The following is a 17,661-nucleotide window of genomic DNA, read 5'->3' as shown; positions in this document are numbered from 1 at the left end:
CTCGCGCACTGGGTTAGGCGCGGATGCCCTTCGCGGCAACCCGAGGACGCCCCACGACCAGTGCGGCTCCAGCAAGGAGCACCAGCAGCGCAGCAAAGCCGAGCGGTGCACCCGTATAGCCGGTCGCCGCCAGGGCCGACGTCTTGGCAACAGCCGCTTCAACGCTCGACAGATACGTCACAATCCCCGCGGCATCAACGGTGAAGTACGCGATGCTGCTGACGGCACTGCCATTGGCAGCCGTGCCACTGAGGGTGACGGTGTGTGCGCCAGCGGCCAGCCCCGCCGGCATGACGCCCGTGCCGGTAAACGTGCCGTCGACGCCGGCGGATCCAAACGCGATCGTGGTCGGAGTCGAACGCACGACCACGGTGTAGGCCGACCCGCTCCGCAGCCCCACACCCGAGACCGTCACGGTCGAGCCACCCACGGCCTTACCAACAGCCAGACCGAGGTCCCAGGTGACGGCGGCGGCAACCGGCGTAATAGTGGTGGCGACCGGGTCAATCACACTGTCGTAGCCCATCCACGTCGGCGACGTGAATCCACCGACAACAATGTCCACGGAGAACTTCGCGAGGTAGTGCACGGTGAGGCCGGCAGGGTCGCCCAGCGACGGGTCACTGGTCGTAGCACCGCTGAGCGTGGGCGCAGCGCCAGCAAAAAACGCCGATTCCAGGTCGTTGCCATTGAACGCGCCCTCGCCGATGGTGGTCACCGACGCTGGAATAACAACCGAAACCAAGCTGTTGCTTTCAAACGCCCAGCCACCAATCTCAGTGAGACCCTCATGCAGGGTGACCGAGGTCATACCGTTCTCATAGAACGCGCCCTCGCTGATAGTGGTCACCGACGCTGGAATAACAACCGAAACCAAGCTGTTGCTTTGAAACGCCCAGCCACCAATCTCAGTGAGCCCGTTGCGCAGGGTGACCGAGGTCAGTGAGTTCCCCAAGAACGCGGCCTCGCCGATGGTGGTCACCGACGCTGGAATATCAACAGATACCAATCTGTTGCTTCCAAACGCCCAAGCACCAATGTCAGTGAGACCCTCATGCAGGGTGACCGAGGTCATACCGTTGCCATAGAACGCGTTTTCGCCGATGGTGGTCACCGACGCTGGAACGTCAACAGAAACCAATCTGTTGATTGCAAACGCAAAATCGCCAATCTCAGTCAGACCATCAGGCAGGGTGACCGAGGTCAGGCCTGTGTTGACGGTGGCCCGATAGCCAATGGCCGTCACCACATAGGCCGTGACCCCGTCCGAAACACTCGCAGGGATCACGAGAACCGCTGAACCGCTGTACCCGGTCACTGTCGCGGTTTCCGTTGCAGCATCCAATTCGTACGTGATGCCATTCGCGCTATCAGTAAATGTCGCCGCCTGTGCTGGCGCAGCGACTAACACCGAGGCCAGTACCAAGACGCCCGCAATGGATGCCGCCACCGCCCGTGACGACTTGCATCGCGAAATCGAAAAACGTGCAAACACTGCGACCTCCAAAACGGTCAACGCTGGAGTCCTTGTCGTGCCCGTTGGCAGCCGTGGACTGAAGATTCTCGGCACACGCCGACTTCTCACGTTACCGAACGAATCACCCATTTGCGCCGCTGTGGTCTTTCTGGGGGTAGGCGACGTGCCTAAGATCGGCCCGCGAAACCCAGTGACTTACAGCAGATCCTCCTCGAGCGGCACCTCCCGCAGCGCAGGAGCGGATGCTACGGTGAGCGCGTCACCATCGGCGGCGAGCGCCACGAGCACCGTGTCGCCGTCGCGGATGTCTCCAGAGAGCAGAGCCCGGGCCAGACGGTCGTCGATCTCGCGCTGCATCAGGCGGCGCAAGGGGCGAGCGCCGTAGATCGGGTCGTAACCACGCTCGGCCAGCCAGCGGCGGGCATCCGGTGTCACGGCCAGCTCGAGCCGGCGCTCGGCGAGGCGTTTCTGCAGCCGGTCGACGTCGAGCTCCACGATCTCACCGAGCTCTTCGGTGGTGAGCGAGGAGAACACCACGATGTCGTCGAGTCGGTTGACGAACTCGGGCTTGAAAGCCTGGCGCACGAGGCCCTGCACTGCCTCCTCCTTCTGCTCCACCGACAGGGTCGGATCGACCAGAAACTGTGAACCGAGGTTCGAGGTGAGTACGAGGATGGTGTTGCGAAAGTCCACCGTGCGGCCCTGGCCATCGGTGAGCCGGCCGTCATCGAGCACCTGCAACAGCACATCGAAAACCTCGGGATGCGCCTTCTCCACCTCGTCGAACAGAATCACCGAGTATGGACGACGCCGCACGGCCTCGGTGAGCTGACCGCCCTGCTCGTAGCCGATATAGCCCGGAGGCGCCCCGACCAGGCGGCTCACCGAGAACTTCTCGCCGTACTCGCTCATGTCGATGCGCACCATGGCTTTTTCGTCGTCGAACAGAAACTCGGCGAGTGCCTTGGCCAGCTCGGTCTTGCCGACGCCGGTTGGGCCGAGAAACAGAAACGATCCGGTCGGCCGGTCGGGGTCGGAGATGCCGGCCCGGGAACGCCGCACGGCGTCGGCCACGGCACGCACGGCACGCTTCTGGCCGATCAGGCGGTGGCCGAGCTCATTTTCGAGGTTCAACAGCTTCTCGGTTTCGCCCTGCAGCAGTCGACCGACCGGAATGCCGGTCCAGGCGGCGACCACGGCGGCGATGTCCTCGCTCGTGACCTGGTCGTTGACCATGCGCGGCCCGACGGATTCTTCCTTCTCGGCGTCGGCGAGCGCCCGCTCCATCACGGGGATGTCGCCGTAGAGCAGCCGTGACGCCTTCTCGAGGTTGCCCTCACGCTGGGCCCGGTCGGATTCGATGCGCGCGGTGTCGAGCCGCTCACGCAGTTCACCGACCCGGTTCAGGGAGGCCCGCTCGTTGTCCCAGCGAGCCTGCAGTTCTTTGAGACTGGCCTGACGTTCGGTCAGGTCACTACGCAATTTCACCAGCCGTGCCTTCGAGGCCTCGTCTTTTTCCTTCTTCAAAGCGAGCTCTTCGAGCTTCAACCGATCGACGCTGCGCCGCAGCTCGTCGATCTCCACCGGCGAGGAGTCGATCTCCATGCGCAGCCGGCTCGCGGCCTCGTCGATCAAGTCGATGGCCTTGTCGGGCAGCTGGCGCGCGGTGATATACCGATTCGAGAGGGATGCCGCGGCCACGAGAGCAGAATCGGCGATCGTCACCTTGTGGTGGGCTTCATAACGTTCCTTGAGCCCGCGCAGAATGGCGACGGTGTCTTCCACTGACGGTTCGTCGACGAGAACCGGCTGGAAGCGGCGCTCGAGCGCGGCATCCTTTTCGATGAATTCGCGGTATTCGTTGAGGGTGGTGGCGCCGATCAGGCGCAGTTCACCGCGGGCGAGCATTGGCTTAAGCATGTTGCTGGCCGCGACGGAACCTTCGCCGCCGCCGGCTCCCATGAGGGTGTGCAGTTCATCGACGAAGGTGATGATCTGCCCGTCGGCGTCGTTGATCTCCTTGAGAACGGCCTTGAGCCGCTCTTCGAACTCGCCGCGATACTTCGCGCCGGCCACGAGGGCGGCCAGGTCGAGGGAGACCAGCTGCTTGTCTTTGAGCGAGTCAGCCACGTCACCGGCCACGATGCGCTGCGCCAGGCCTTCGACCACGGCCGTCTTGCCGACGCCGGGTTCACCGATCAGTACCGGGTTGTTCTTGGTGCGCCGGGTGAGCACCTGGCTGATCCGGCGAATCTCGGCGTCGCGCCCAATCACCGGGTCGAGCTTGCCGCTACGGGCGATGTCGGTGAGGTTCACCCCATACAGTTCGAGGGCCGTCTTGGCGTCTTGCTGCGGTGGTTGCTGACCGGCTTGCATGAGCTGTCTCCTCTAAAGTTGAGCCTTGCTGACTCAAGTTTAGTACCAGACGGCTGACCGCCAAAATAGGTGACCCAGGAATAAACGACTGAGCAGTTTGTTCGTCAAATGGACCTGAACACCAGTCAAATAATGCAGTTTGTGTCGTTCATATTGGTCGAATTGTCAAACTTCGGCCCGTTCACTACGCTTCGAATCAACCCGTCATCGCCGACGCTTTACTCGTCGGCCGTATCTGGACCAGGGTTCACGAGTGAGGTTGAGAGATTATGGTGCAGCAACGCGAAGCCATCAGCAGGCTGCCCGCCTACAAGCAGGGCGCCGCAGCGGGCAATTCGGGAGCGTTCAAGCTCTCCTCCAACGAGAACCCGTTCCCCCCGCTTGCCTCGGTGACCGACGCCATCGCATCCGCTCTGGGGGAGATTCACCTGTACCCGAGCATGGCCGTGACCGAGGTAACCGACCGCATCGCGGCGCGGTTCGACGTTTCGAGCGAAAACGTGGCCTTCGGGGCCGGTTCGGTGGAGGTGCTGGCGCAGATCATCCACGCGAGCGCGGGGGCAGGCGACGAGGTCATCTTCGCCTGGCGTTCCTTCGAGGCCTACCCGATTCTGGTGCAGGTAGCCGGCGCAACGCCGGTGCCGGTGCCCCTCACCGCGGATGAGCGCCACGACCTCGCCGCCATGGCCGACGCCATCACCCCGCAGACCCGACTCATTCTGGTCTGCAACCCCAACAACCCCACCGGCGCCTTCGTTACCGCCGACGAACTGCACGCGTTTCTGGCTCGGGTGCCCGAAAATGTGCTCGTCGTTGTCGACGAGGCCTACGTACACTTCAACCGCGACGCCGCCTCGGCCGTCGGCATCGACTTCTTTCGCCGCTACCCCAACGTGGCCGTGCTGCACACCTTCTCCAAGGCCTACGGCCTGGCCGGCCTGCGCATCGGCTACGCCATTGCGCCCACCAGTGTCGCGGCGAACCTGCGCCGCGTCGCCCTGCCCTTCGGCGTGACCGCCCTCGCCCAGCGAGCCGCGCTCGCCTCCCTCGACGCCGAAGCCGAGCTGGCCCTGCGCATCGACGAGATCGTCGCCGAACGCACCCGGGTGCTGGCCTCATTGCGGGCAAGCGGATGGCGCGTCACCTCCTCGCAGGGAAACTTCATCTGGCTGCGCACCGGTGACGACACCGACCGGGTGAACACGGTGTTCATCGCCGAAGGCATCCTGGCCCGAGCCTTTGGCGGCGAGGGCCTGCGCGTGACGATCGGCACGCGAGAGCAGAACGACCGATTCCTGGTCGCGGCCGCTGCAGCCCTCACTCCCGTGATCGCTTAGTCCCCCAACTTTCGACCGCGGGTATTCGCGCGCGTCGCAAATCCGTTCGACCGAAGAATTCAAAGGAGAATTTCCCAGCATGAAGCACACGAAATCGCTATCAACCCTCGCCCTGGTCGCCGCGGGCGCCCTCGCTCTCAGCGGCTGCGCGGCCAGCGAGCCGGAAGTATCCGCTTCGGATGACATGATCACGATCGGCATTAGCCAGATCGTGCAGCACCAGGCGCTCGATGATGCCCGTGAGGGCTTCAAGAAGGCGTTCGCTGACGCCGGTTACGTCGAGGGCACCGATATTGAGTTCGACGAGCAGAACGCGCAGGGCGAGCAGGCCACCGCGAGCACCATCGCCGCCAAGTTCGCTGCCGACAAGGTTGACCTCGTGCTCGCCATTGCCACGCCCACAGCGCAGGCCGCCGCGCAGACCATCATCGACATTCCGGTGCTGTTCACCGCGGTGACCGAGCCGGAAGAAGCCGGACTGGTCGAGAGCTGGGAGAAGCCGGGCAGCAACATCACCGGCACCAGCGACCTGAACCCGGTCAAGGAGCAGCTCGAACTGATTCAGGAGATTCTGCCGGACGCCAAGTCGGTCGGCATCATCTACAGCTCGGGTGAGGTCAACTCCGACGTGCAGGTTGAACTGGCCAAGGAGGCGGCCGAGGACCTCGGCCTGACCATCAAGGAAGCCACCGTCACCAACTCGAGCGAGGTCGCCCAGGCCACCGTGTCGCTCGGCGACGTCGACGCCATTTACATCCCGACCGACAACCGCGTGACGGAGGGCCTCGAAGCCGTCATCCAGTACTCCGAGTCGAACCAGATTCCGCTGTTCGGTGCTGAAAACGGTCAGGTCGAGCGTGGCGCCATCGCGACCTACGGCATCAGCTACACCGACCTCGGCTACCAGACCGGCCAGATGGCCATCCGCATTCTCGAAGACGGCGACAACCCGGGCGACATGCCGGTCGAGACCCTCGACACGATCGAGTTCATCCTCAACCCGGCCGCTGCGAAGCGTATGGGAGTGACCCTCTCCGAGGAACTCATCGCCAAGGCCGACCGAATCATCGAATAACAGCCGCTCCTCGACTAAAAGGAAAAACCAGATGAACGCGGCTCTCGAACTCGGCCTGCTCTACGGAATCATGGCGTTGGGTGTCTACCTGACGTTTCGAATCCTCAACTTTCCCGACCTCACGGTTGACGGGAGTTTCACGACCGGGGCCGCGGTAGCCGCGTCGCTCATCATCAATGGCGTGCCAGCTCCCCTCGCCACCCTCGCTGGGGCGGCGTCGGGGGCGGTGGCTGGTCTGGTCACCGGCGTGCTCTATACCAAGGGCCGCATCGACGGCTTGCTCGCCGGCATCCTCACGATGATCGCCCTGTGGTCGATCAATCTGCGCATCATGGGCAAATCCAACCTGCCGCTGTTGCGGGAGGACACCCTGATGACCCCGCTGCGTGACGCCGGTTTGCTCGGCGGGGTGTGGAGCATCCTGATTTTCGCCGTCGCCGCCCTCGTGATCAAGTTCGCGATCGACTGGTTTCTCAGCACGGATCTCGGCCTGTCAATTCAGGCGACCGGCAACAACGAGCAGATGATCCGCAGCCTCGGCGTCAACACGCACCGCACGACGATTCTCACCCTGGCAATCTCGAACGGCCTCGTCGCCCTGTGCGGCGCACTCATCGCGCAGTACCAGGGTTTTGCCGACGTCAGCATGGGCATCGGCCTCATTCTGGTCGGGCTCGCCTCGGTCATCGTCGGCCAGGCCGTTTTCGGGCGCCGCACCATCTTCCTCGCCTCGCTCGCCGTCATCGGCGGCGCCGTCATCTACCGCCTGGTGATCTTCTTCGCCCTCGGTGCCGGCCTCAACCCGAACGACATGAAGCTCATCTCGGCGTTGCTCGTCGTTGCCGCGCTGCTGTTGCCGCGCTGGGGCTTCCTGAAGCGAGTCCCCTCGCTGCGCCAGATGCGCAGCAACGCCGCAGTGAAAGCCAACTAGGAGTCTCATGCTGCTCATCGAGAACATCACCAAGACCTTCTTTCCCGGCACGGTCAACGAACGCGTCGCCCTGAACGACGTGTCGCTGCAGCTGAACACCGGCGATTTCGTCACCGTCATCGGCAGCAACGGCGCCGGCAAATCTACCCTGCTCAACATGATCAGCGGCAAGCTGCCGATCGATTCCGGCGACCTGTCGATCGATGGCAGTTCCGTCAAGCGGATGCCCGACTACGCCCGCGCCGCCTACGTCGGCCGCGTCTTTCAGGATCCGATGGCCGGCACCGCGCCCGACCTGAGCATCGAACAGAACCTCGCGCTCGCGCTGCGTCGTGGCCAGCGCCGCGGACTGGCCTGGGGCGTCACCCACAAGCGCCGCGAATTCTTTCGCACCGAGCTGCTCTCGCTCGAACTCGGCCTCGAGAACCGGCTCAAGGCTCGGGTCGGGCTGCTCTCCGGCGGCCAGCGCCAGGCCCTGTCACTGCTCATGGCGAGCTTCACCCAGCCGCGCATTCTGCTGCTCGACGAGCACACCGCTGCCCTCGATCCGCAGCGGGCCGAACTGGTCACGACGCTCACCGAGAGCATCGTCGAAAAGCACCACCTGACCACCCTCATGGTCACGCACAACATGGAACAGGCACTGCGCCTCGGCAACCGACTCATCATGATGCACGAGGGTCAAATCATTCTCGACGTCGACGCCGAACGCAAGGCCACCATGACCGTGCCAGATCTGCTCGCCGAATTCGCGAAGATCAAGGGCGCGTCCCTCGACGACCGCGCCCTGCTCGGGTAGTTGGCGACTGCGAGAGCGCCGGCTCGGAACTGCGCGATGCGCGGGTATTTCTGCGCACCCAGCGGGCGAAAAGCTCGATTGCCGCCAGCTTGAAGCTAGGGTGACGCCTCAGCGAAAATACGCAAATTCGCGGTCTACGGATGTAGACGTTGCCGCAACCCGCAGCGGCCGGTCATGCTGTTTGGAGTGCACCGTTTAGCCTCCCTTCACCCGGCATTTTCTCGCACGGGTCCCACGGGGATCCGGCGTCCAAACATCGCGCAGATCTGCAAAATACCGCTTACCCGCATCGGTGTCCCGGTGGGCGTCCCGCTTGCGGGCAACGAGCCGGGACGTTTGCTAGGGCACGTCCGAGGTTCCCGGTAGCCAGAGGGTCACACGGAGCCCATCTTCGGGGAGGTGGAGCACTTCGTATCGTCGAGCGATGGTGTCGCCGTCCGTCGCGCGAATGTGCTTGATGGGGGTGCGCCGTCGCTCGACGATGTGCTCGCTCCACCATTCCTCGAACAGCGCGCTGTTCTCACGCAACTCCGCAACGAGAGCCTGCAATTCGGGGTCGACCCCCACGGTCAGCGACCGAGAAACTCGATCGCGGCCTGCTTGAACACCCGAGAGCTCACCGCGTTGGTGTGGCTGCGGGCGGGCAGCCAGAGCGTTTCAGTGTCGGCGGCGAGCGCCGCGAGTTGGGTGGTTCCGGTCGCGAGCACGTCGCGGTCCCCGGTCACGAATAGTAGCGGCCGCGAAGGAACGGATGCGCCCGGCTCGAACCGTTCCTGCTTGATCGCAGCGACCAGCCGCAACAGGGCGGGGGTGTTGGCACCAGGTGCGAGTTGCATCAGGGTCATCAGCGAGGCGGTCGACTCGTGCGCGATCGCACTGGCGTCGGCGAGAAACCGATCGGCAGCATCGAGGTCGAAGTCGGCGAGTGGATCCTCGCCGCTCATTCCGCCGAGTACCGCACGATTGATCAGGTCGGGCCGCTCGGCGGTGAGCTCCCAGACCAGGCGCGACCCGAGCGAATAGCCGACCAGGTCGACACCCGATGCAGGGTCGCCAGCCTCGCGTGGCCGGGCGCCGGCCAGGGCGAGCGCCTCGAGAATAGCCGCGCGCAGGCGGCTCGGAGCGTAGGCATCCGTTTCGAGCGGGGCGTGACTCTCGCCGTGACCGAGCAGGTCGATGGTCAGCACGCGCCGACCGGCGGCGGTCAGGTCGCGAACCCAGCCGGTCGCATCCCAATTAAGCGCGGTCGACGAGGCGAAACCGTGCAAGAGCAGCACCGGGGCGAGGCCAGCGTCGAGAGCGGGCTCGTGCTGCTGCCAGTGCAGCGCGCTGGCCAGGTCAGTCTTCATCGAGCACGGCCGAGAGGCGCACGCGGCGTTTCGGAGCGGCCTCCTGGGGCACGGTGCCGACGATTCCGGCGGAATCGTCGGCGACCACGAAGGTGATCAGCGGGGTATCGACGAGCACCACGTCGCCGGGTTCACCGTGCAGCGTGAGCACGATACCGGCGATCGGTGAGGGAAGCTCCACCGACGACTTGGTCGTTTCGACCTCGACGAACGGCTGGTTGCGTTCGACCTGGTCGCCGACCTTGACGAGCCATTCCAGCACGGTCGCCTCAAGCAGTCCCTCACCGAGGTCGGGCAGGGGAAAAGAGATTTCAGCCACGGCGGTACTCCAATACTCGCTGAACTCCGAAAAGAATTCGATCAATGTTCGGGATGTACTCGTCCTCCAGATCGCCAGAGGGGTACGGCACGTCGAAGCCGGTCACCCGCTCGACCGGCGCGCGCAGCGTGTCGAAGCAGCTCTGCGAGACGAGCGCGGCGATCTCGGCGCCGAGGCCAGCGGTGTGCGGCCCCTCATGCACGACAATGGCGCGACGGGTGCGCGAAACGGATGCCGCCAGCCCCGCCTCGTCGATCGGCTTCAGCCAGCGCAAATCGAGCACCTCGAGTTCGATGCCATCTTCCGCGGCCAGCTCCGCAACCTGGAGGCAGCGGGAGACCATGGCACCCCAGGCGATGAGGGTCGCGTGCTTGCCCGGTCGCGCGATCACCGAGCCCTCGAGGGAGGCAGTGTCTTCGTCAGCAGCCAGGTTGACCCCGGCCTTGTTCCAGTAGCGCGCCTTCGGTTCCATGAAGATGACCGGGTCGGGCATCGAAGCAGCGTGCTTGAGCAGGTGATACGCCTGCTGCGGGTTTGACGGCGATGCAACCTTGAGTCCGGGCACGTGCGCGAACAGCGATTCGAGGCTCTCACCGTGGTGTTCGGGAGCGCGAATCCCGCCGAAACTCGGCACCCGCAGCGTCACCTGCATCGGCAGGCGTCCGCGGCTGCGATAGTTCATGCGGGCGAGCTGGGTGATGATCTGGTTCACGGCCGGGTAGGCGAAGCCGTCGAACTGCACCTCGGGAATCGGGTGAAAACCGGCCATGGCCAGCCCGATCGCGGTGCCGAGAATGCCCGATTCTGCCAGCGGCGTGTCAAAGACCCGGTTCGCACCGAAGCGCTGCTGCAGGCCGTCTGTAACTCGAAAGACACCGCCAAGCACGCCGACATCTTCGCCGAAGATGAGCGCTCGGTCGTCGCTTTCGAGAATCTCGCCGAGCGCTCGGTTGATGGCCTGCTGCATTGAGAGCTGCAGGAGCGGGGTCGGCGCGGTCTCCCGCACACCTTCAAGGACTTCAGACATGCTCGGATTCCTCTCTCCACTGGCGCGCCTGGGCGCCGAGCGTCGGGGTTGATTCTTGAAAAACGAAGTCGAACATTTCACTGCCGGGGCGGCTGTCCAGGGCCACCACACCGTCGCGAATTTCGTCGGCGCGCGTCTGCGCCCCCGCGTCAGCTTCGGCGAAGAAGGACGCATCAGCCAGTCCTTGCGTAAGCAACACCGAACGAAACCGGTTGAGTGGATCTTCGCCGCCGTCGATTTTCTCGTCCTCGAGGGTGCGATAGCGGCCGGGGTCATCGCTCGTGGAGTGCGGACCTCGTCGATAGGTCATGGCCTCGACCACGACCGGGCCGAGTCCGGCCCTGGCATGAGCGACGGCGCGCTGGGTGGCCTCGACAACGGCGAGCACATCATTGCCATCAACCCGCACCGCCGGCATGCCGTAGCCGGCAGCGCGAGCGGCGACCGAGCCGCCGGCCACCTGCTGCTCAGTGGGCACCGAAATAGCCCAACCATTGTTCTGCACGAAGAACACCACCGGAGCTTTCAAAATGGCGGCGAAGTTCATGGCCTCGTGCACGTCACCCTGTGAGCTTGCGCCATCGCCGAGGAAGGCCACGCCCACGCCTAGCCCGTCAGCGGATGCGCCGTTCAGCGTCTGGCCGTGTGCCCAACCCACCGCGTGCAGTACGGATCCACCGACGACTGCCTGAAAGGGCGCAAAGTGGCTGGCGACCGGGTCGTAGAGCCCGCCGTGCCAGATCGCTTTGTGGGTCGACATGTACTCGACCATGTTGACGCCGAGCGTGTAGGCCACGCCCATCTCGCGGTAGGTCGGAAAGACAAAGTCGCGGGTCTTATCGACGCCGAAACCGGCACCGACCTGCGCCGCTTCCTGGCCGAGCATCGGCGCATAGCCGGGAATGAGACCCTGCCGCTGCCAGGCGACCGCCGACGTGTCGAGCTGCCGCACGTTGGAGAGCAGGCGATACAGGTCGCGCAGCTGATCGGGGTCGGGGGCTGCGGCATCCGCTTGTCGCGGAGGAAGGGTGTCAAGGGCGCGAGGCGCCATGTTGGCTCCTTCTGGTCGGTGTGTGGGCGGGCTACAGCAAAGTTAGTGACTTTGCCGAGCGTCTGCCACAGTGACTAATTGGAGTGCACAGTCTGCGAGTATTTGTGTTTCTTTTTCACCAAACACCATACAATTGGTACATTCTTCCGGCGCGGCAATGTGGCCCAGCCGGCACACGAAAGGTCACGCCCATGGATGTCGATTCTCTGGATTCCCGCCTCGTCACCCTGTTCTGCGAACGGCCCAAGCTCTCCGTGCTCGAGGCCTCGCGCCGGCTCAAGGTCGCCAGGGCCACCGTGCAGGCCCGGCTCGACCGACTGATGAGCCGCGGGGTGATCAAGTCGTGGGCGCCCATGCTCAACCCGAGCGAGTTCGGCTTTCCGGTCACCGCCTACTGCTCGCTCACCGTACGGCAGGACTCCGGCCACGCGGTCGTCGTGGCGGCCCTGGCCAAGATTCCGGAGATTCTCGAACTGCACACGGTCTCGGGCGACAGCGACATGCTCGCCCGGGTCGTCGCCCGGTCGAACGCCGACGTGCAGCGTGTGCTCGATCTGATCGTCGCCACGCAAACGGTCGTGCGCTCCTCGAGCGTGATCGTGCTGCAGACCCACATTGAAGCGCAGGCTCTCGCCCTGCTGCAGGCCACCGCCGCCGCACCGGTCGGTTTTGGTGGCTAATTCAGGAGATTTGGCGCGCCCCACCCCGCGGCACCCGGATCAGTGCGGCGAAACGACCCCGCCCGCGAAGGTCTCCTGAATTAGCCACCACGCAGCCCCGTGACACATCAGGTTGCGCTGGGCCGTTCAGCCGCCCGTGAGACAATAAGGGTTGGTCCCTTGTTCTTACGGAGCTCCCACACCTATGGCCCATTCCCTCAGCACGCACGAGATCGCCCGCATAGTCGGCAGCCAGTCGTTCTCGCGCGGTGAACGATATGCCCGCAACGGACACGTCACCGAACAGTCCTGGGCCCCGTCGGGAACACACCTCACCGGTCGCGTCAGCGGCACCAGCCCGCAGCCCTACACGGTGCTGGTTTCGTTCACGCTCAATGCGGCCGGCCAGGCCGTTCGAGCCAGCGGGACCTGCACCTGCCCGATGGGCAGCAACTGCAAGCACGTCGCCGCTCTGCTGCTGGCGAGCCAACGCACCCCCGCGGAGCTGAACGCCGAACGCACCGCTTCCAACGTGCGTGCCATCGGCGACCGCCGCACTCCCGTCTTCGAATCGACGTTCGTGCCGGCCGCGTACCAGCCACCAACTCCGGCCCCCGTCATTCCCATTCGTCCGCCGGTACCTGCCTGGCGCGCCGCCCTGGCCCCGCTCGCCAAACCTTCGGGGGAGGCAGCCACCAGCACGGCCCTCGCGCTGCAATTCGACCTGCTCGACCCGGCATACAGCCCCAACCGACGCGTCGGCCCCCGCCGGCTCGGCGCACGCCCCATGGTCATGGGCAAAAAGGGCAAGTGGATTCGCGGCAACCTCACGTGGGACAACCTGTCCTGGACGCCCGGCACCTACAACCGCGGACACCGCAAAATTCTCAACGCCCTCTACGCCCTCTCGGCCACCGGCCAGCGCTATTACAGCTACACCGACCACTGGCTCTACCTCGACAACTTCGAGAACAAGGCCCTCTGGGACCTGTTGCACGAAGCCCAGTTGAGCGGCCTGCCCATGGTCTGCGCGACGGATGCCCAGAATCCCGTTCTGCTCTCCCCCACGCCGGCCGCGCTCGAGATCGACATTCGCCGCGACGATGAGGGCCTGCTGCTCACGCCGCTGCTCGTGCTGAACGAGCAGCGGCATCGCGGTGCCGAATTCGGATTCATCGGGGACCCGGCGCACGGCGCGTACACGTTCACCAGCGCCGCCGACCCGCTCGCCGCCGGCAACCAGCTCATCCTCGCCCCGTTGAATGCCCCGGTCAGCTCCGAAATTAGGGCCCTCGCAGTCACCGGTGGCTTCGACATTCCGGCCGACGATGAGGCCGCCTTCCTCGCCGACTACTACCCCTTCCTCCAGCAAAAACTGACTCTGACCAGCCACGACGCCTCGTTTGAGCTGCCCAAGACGGCCCGGCCCCAGCTGGCCCTCACCATCACCCACCAAACGGATGCCCGCATCACCCTGGCCTGGGAGTGGCAGTACGTCGCGCCCAGCGACGCGAGCACGAGCACGAACACGGACGAGAACCGCGAACCCGACCAGGCCGGGCCCGCCTCGGCCACCGCCGCCGCATCCGCTATGCCGGCCACCGTTACGCCGGTCGGCGCGGCCGAAATCGCGACCGCCAGCGAACCCGTGCTCTACCGCCACCCCCTGCGCCCGACGCCCGGCGACACCCGCTTTCGCGACCTGACCCGTGAAAACTGCACCCTGCACGACGTGGAACGCGTGACGATGTCGTTCACCCCGCTTTGGCAACTCGCCACGCCGATCAGCCCGGCCCGACTGCTCGAGCACTCCGAGCTGCGCGGGGCCGTCATGATCAGCTTTCTGGGCGAGGCCGTGCCGAAGCTCGAGACGGCCGGTATCGTCGTGCAGGTTTCGGCCGACGCCCCGAGCTACCGCGAAGCCGACGAAGCACCCGTGATCAGCCTCGCGACCACCGAAAGCACCGATACCCGCGACTGGTTCGACCTCGCCGTCACCGTGTCGATCGAGGGCGAAGATATCCCCTTCGACGATCTGTTTCGGGCGCTGGCTACCGACCAGGACCTGATGATTCTCCACAGCGGCACCTATTTCAGCCTCGACCGGCCCGAACTGCAGCAGCTGCGGCGCCTGATCGAAGAGGCGCGCGGCCTACAGGAGAGCAATGCCGGCACGCTCGGCCTCAGCCGGTTTCAGGCCGACCTGTGGGACGAACTACAGCTGCTCGGCGTCGTCGCCGAACAGGCCGCCACCTGGCGCAGCGCCGTTGAAGGCCTGGCCGCCGTTCAGGGGCTCAACGGGGCGGCGCCCATCGCCGAACGCCCACTACCGACGGCCGTGCACGCCACCCTGCGCGCCTACCAGCAGACCGGTTTCGACTGGCTCAGCTTTCTCTACGACCACCAGCTCGGCGGCGTGCTCGCCGACGATATGGGTCTCGGCAAGACCCTGCAGGCCATCGCCCTCATCGCCCACGCCCGCGACAGCCAGCGCGCCTCGGCAGGCACCCCCCGCAAACCCTTCCTCGTCGTCGCCCCCACGAGCGTCGTCTCCAACTGGGCCACCGAGTGTGCCCGGTTCGCCCCCGACCTCACCACGGTCGCCATAACGCAGACCGCTGGCAAGCGCGGCTCCAGCCTGCAAGACGAAATGGGTGAAGCGGATGTCGTGATCACCTCCTACACGCTTTTTCGCCTCGACTTCGAGGAGTACAACGCAAAGGACTGGGCCGGGCTGCTGCTCGACGAGGCTCAGTTCGTGAAAAACCACCAGAGCAAGGCACACGTCTGTGCCCGCCGGCTGCGCACCCCGTTCAAGCTCGCCATCACCGGCACTCCCATGGAAAATAACCTGATGGAACTGTGGTCTCTGCTCTCCATCACCGCTCCCGGACTGTTCCCGAGCCCCAGCCGCTTCGCCGACTACTACCGCAAGCCCATCGAAACGGATGCCGACGGCGAACGTCTCGCGCAGCTGCGCCGCCGCATCCGCCCTTTCATGTTGCGACGCACCAAGGCCGAGGTGGCCAGCGACCTGCCCGAGAAGCAGGAACAGGTGCTCGAACTCGACCTGCACCCGCGGCACCGCAAGGTTTACGATATGCACCTCGCCCGCGAGCGCCAGAAGGTGCTCGGCCTGATCGACGACATGAATGCGAACCGGTTCGAGATCTTTCGCTCGCTCACCATGTTGCGTCAGCTCAGCCTCGACGCCAGCCTGTACGACGCGAAGTACGACGCGATCCCGTCAACCAAACTTGACGCCCTGCTCGAACTACTCGAAGACACCGTCGCCGAGGGCCACCGCACCCTCATCTTCAGCCAGTTCACCCAGTACCTCGGAAAGGCGCGCGACCGGCTTGACGCCGCCGGCATCAGCTATTCCTACCTCGACGGCAAGACCCGCAACAGGGCCAAGGCCATCAGCGACTTCAAGGAAGGCTCGAGCTCGGTCTTTCTGATCAGCCTCAAAGCTGGCGGATTCGGCCTCAACCTCACCGAGGCCGACTATGTTATTCTGCTCGACCCCTGGTGGAATCCGGCGACCGAGGCCCAGGCCGTCGACCGGGTGCACCGCATCGGTCAGACCAAGAACGTCATGGTCTATCGACTGGTTTCCAAGGACACCATCGAGGAGAAGGTCATGGCCCTCAAGGCCACGAAGGCCCGTCTGTTCGAGAGCGTGATGACCGACGGTGCCCCGGCCGGTACCGCCCTGACCGCCGCCGATATCCGTGAGCTCCTGGCCTGACCGCAGCCCCGCTCCTGCTCGCCTTCCGGCACAAAAATCTGGACGGGGCCCGGGCCCGGACCGTGGGCCCAGTCTATAAACTGGGCCCACGGACACAACATGGGCCGTAACCGCAGCTTCCGAGCCGACACCGCACGTTAACCCGACCCCCCTAGACTGCACGCGACGGCCCCACCGCGCACCTGCAGAAACGGTCCAATGTCCACTATTTTCGATCGGGTTGACGCCCGACTGGCCAAAGCGCTCACCCCGAGTCGCCGACTCTCACTCCAGCGCCCGCGCACCCTCGTGCTCGGATTTCTCAGTCTCCACACAGTATTCCTATTCGCGCTCCTGCCGACCATCCTCACCGGCGGGGTTCTGGGCGACCTGCCGCTGTACCGCACCTGGGCTGAACTCGGCCTGGAGCACGGCGTCTGGCAGGGCATCGACACCGAGTGGGTGTACCCGATCGGCGCCATGCTGCCGATCGCCTTCGCGGGCATCGCCGGCCCCCTGCTCTACCAACTGCTCTGGTTTCTGCTGACCGCCGGGTTGAACGCCATCGCGGTCGGGGCACTGACCGATTGGGGTCGCCGCCGCAGCGGGTATAAATCCGCCTGGTACTGGCTGTTCGCGTCGTTTCTGCTGAGCCCGGTCGGGCTGCTGCGGCTGGAAGGGATCACGGCGCCACTGGTCATCGTCTCTCTCGTTCTGCTCGCGAAACGGCCGGTCGTCGCCGCGGCCGTGCTGACCCTGGCCACCTGGATCAAGGTCTGGCCGGCCGCGGTCTTCCTCGCGGTGGTCACGGTATCGCTCCGCCGACGCACGGTAGTGCTCACCGGGGCGGCTGTATCAGCCGGGGTGGCGGCATCCGCTTGGTTATTGGGTGGACTGCAATTTCTCACCGGATTCGTCACCGAGCAGTCCGACCGCGCCCTGCAACTCGAGGCACCCATCACGACTGGGTGGGTGTGGCTGGCCACACTCGGCCACCACAACACGGTCATCTACGAGAATTTCGCCATCGCCACCCGTGAAGTGAGCGGCCTCGGCACCGATCTCGTCGCCTCCCTCATGACACCGGTCATGTTCGGTGCCATCGCGGCGATCTTCGTGCTGATGCTCATTGCCCAGCACCATCGAGCGGATGCCGCCCAGCTGCTGCTGATCGGCGCCCTCGCCCTGGTCAGCGCATTCATCGTCTTCAACAAGGTCGGGTCGCCGCAGTACATGCTGTGGCTCGTACCGGTGGTCGCGGTCGGTGTGGGCACGAGTTGGGCCGAGTGGCGCGTGCCCGCCGTGCTGATGCTGGCCATCTCGGGCCTGACAACGCTGGTCTTTCCTATTTTTTACTTGCCTCTCATCGATGGGGACCTGTTCTCGTTACTGCTGCTCACCGCTCGCAACGCTCTGCTGGTCGTACTGTTCGCCTGGTCGATCAAGCAGCTCGCACGATTGGCCGGGCCACGCAGGGAGGGGAGAGTCGGGTCCGTCGCACGCTCCCAGTCGGCCAAGGCAGAATAGACGG

The 17,661-nt window shown here is 64.9% G+C and carries 14 protein-coding genes; 7 read left to right on the top strand and 7 right to left on the bottom strand.

From position 1 onward, the window contains the following. Positions 1-13: 13 nt before the first annotated feature. Both CJ028_RS16145 and CJ028_RS16140 read right to left on the bottom strand, forming a co-directional pair. Entirely contained in the window at positions 14-1,318 is a 1,305-nt protein-coding gene (locus CJ028_RS16145) for a leucine-rich repeat domain-containing protein (RefSeq protein ID WP_205684072.1), read from the bottom strand. 354 nt (positions 1,319-1,672) lie between these two features. Next, positions 1,673-3,853: an ATP-dependent Clp protease ATP-binding subunit gene (locus CJ028_RS16140; protein ID WP_105036245.1), complete on the bottom strand. Its 2,181-nt coding sequence runs from the start codon at positions 3,851-3,853 to the stop codon at positions 1,673-1,675. A 269-nt stretch (positions 3,854-4,122) separates the two neighbouring features. Here CJ028_RS16140 and hisC point away from each other — a divergent pair, with 269 nt between their 5' ends. The 4 genes from hisC (at position 4,123) to CJ028_RS16120 (ending at position 7,995) form a co-directional block, all read left to right on the top strand. Continuing rightward, the gene (gene hisC, locus CJ028_RS16135) at positions 4,123-5,190 is read left to right on the top strand and encodes a histidinol-phosphate transaminase (protein WP_205684071.1); all 1,068 of its coding nucleotides are present in this window, start codon (positions 4,123-4,125) and stop codon (positions 5,188-5,190) included. Positions 5,191-5,269: 79 nt separating this feature from the next. Next, the gene (locus CJ028_RS16130; RefSeq protein ID WP_105036243.1) at positions 5,270-6,265 is read left to right on the top strand and encodes an ABC transporter substrate-binding protein; all 996 of its coding nucleotides are present in this window, start codon (positions 5,270-5,272) and stop codon (positions 6,263-6,265) included. Positions 6,266-6,296: 31 nt separating this feature from the next. Beyond that, entirely contained in the window at positions 6,297-7,196 is a 900-nt protein-coding gene (locus tag CJ028_RS16125) for an ABC transporter permease (protein ID WP_105036242.1), read from the top strand. Positions 7,197-7,203: 7 nt separating this feature from the next. Further along, positions 7,204-7,995 (top strand): ABC transporter ATP-binding protein, encoded by a 792-nt coding sequence (locus tag CJ028_RS16120; RefSeq protein WP_105036241.1) that lies wholly within the window; start codon positions 7,204-7,206, stop codon positions 7,993-7,995. Between the two features lie 339 nt (positions 7,996-8,334). Here the strand turns inward: CJ028_RS16120 and CJ028_RS16115 are convergent, their stop codons facing one another. Genes CJ028_RS16115 through CJ028_RS16095 form a run of 5 tightly spaced genes read right to left on the bottom strand, consistent with a single transcriptional unit; the run spans position 8,335 to position 11,741 of the window. Next, positions 8,335-8,562: an MmyB family transcriptional regulator gene (locus CJ028_RS16115; RefSeq protein ID WP_105036240.1), complete on the bottom strand. Its 228-nt coding sequence runs from the start codon at positions 8,560-8,562 to the stop codon at positions 8,335-8,337. A 2-nt stretch (positions 8,563-8,564) separates the two neighbouring features. Further along, positions 8,565-9,344: an alpha/beta fold hydrolase gene (locus CJ028_RS16110; RefSeq protein WP_105036239.1), complete on the bottom strand. Its 780-nt coding sequence runs from the start codon at positions 9,342-9,344 to the stop codon at positions 8,565-8,567. Next, entirely contained in the window at positions 9,334-9,663 is a 330-nt protein-coding gene (locus CJ028_RS16105; RefSeq protein ID WP_105036238.1) for a biotin/lipoyl-containing protein, read from the bottom strand. The genes CJ028_RS16110 and CJ028_RS16105 overlap by 11 nt, the downstream gene beginning before the upstream one ends. Then, a complete protein-coding gene (locus tag CJ028_RS16100; protein ID WP_105036237.1) occupies positions 9,656-10,690 on the bottom strand; it encodes an alpha-ketoacid dehydrogenase subunit beta in 1,035 nt (344 codons plus the stop codon). Before CJ028_RS16100 ends, CJ028_RS16105 begins: the two co-directional genes overlap by 8 nt. Further along, positions 10,683-11,741: a thiamine pyrophosphate-dependent enzyme gene (locus CJ028_RS16095; RefSeq protein ID WP_105036236.1), complete on the bottom strand. Its 1,059-nt coding sequence runs from the start codon at positions 11,739-11,741 to the stop codon at positions 10,683-10,685. Before CJ028_RS16095 ends, CJ028_RS16100 begins: the two co-directional genes overlap by 8 nt. Positions 11,742-11,932: 191 nt before the next feature. On the opposite strand from CJ028_RS16095, the gene CJ028_RS16090 reads away from it, so the two are divergent. The 3 genes from CJ028_RS16090 to CJ028_RS21525 all read left to right on the top strand — a co-directional run bounded on the left by CJ028_RS16090 (position 11,933) and on the right by CJ028_RS21525 (position 17,657). Then, positions 11,933-12,421: an Lrp/AsnC family transcriptional regulator gene (locus CJ028_RS16090; RefSeq protein ID WP_105036235.1), complete on the top strand. Its 489-nt coding sequence runs from the start codon at positions 11,933-11,935 to the stop codon at positions 12,419-12,421. A 184-nt stretch (positions 12,422-12,605) separates the two neighbouring features. Further along, positions 12,606-16,151, top strand: a complete 3,546-nt coding sequence (locus CJ028_RS20725) for a DEAD/DEAH box helicase (protein ID WP_129590528.1) — start codon at positions 12,606-12,608, stop codon at positions 16,149-16,151. 198 nt (positions 16,152-16,349) lie between these two features. Then, entirely contained in the window at positions 16,350-17,657 is a 1,308-nt protein-coding gene (locus tag CJ028_RS21525; RefSeq protein ID WP_105036234.1) for a glycosyltransferase 87 family protein, read from the top strand. Positions 17,658-17,661: the final 4 nt, after the last annotated feature.

This window comes from Cryobacterium aureum, from assembly GCF_002954245.1.
GTDB lineage: Bacteria > Actinomycetota > Actinomycetes > Actinomycetales > Microbacteriaceae > Cryobacterium > Cryobacterium aureum.
The sequence above is the reverse complement of the archived record's forward strand: the minus strand, read 5'-3'. Positions and strand labels throughout refer to the sequence as shown.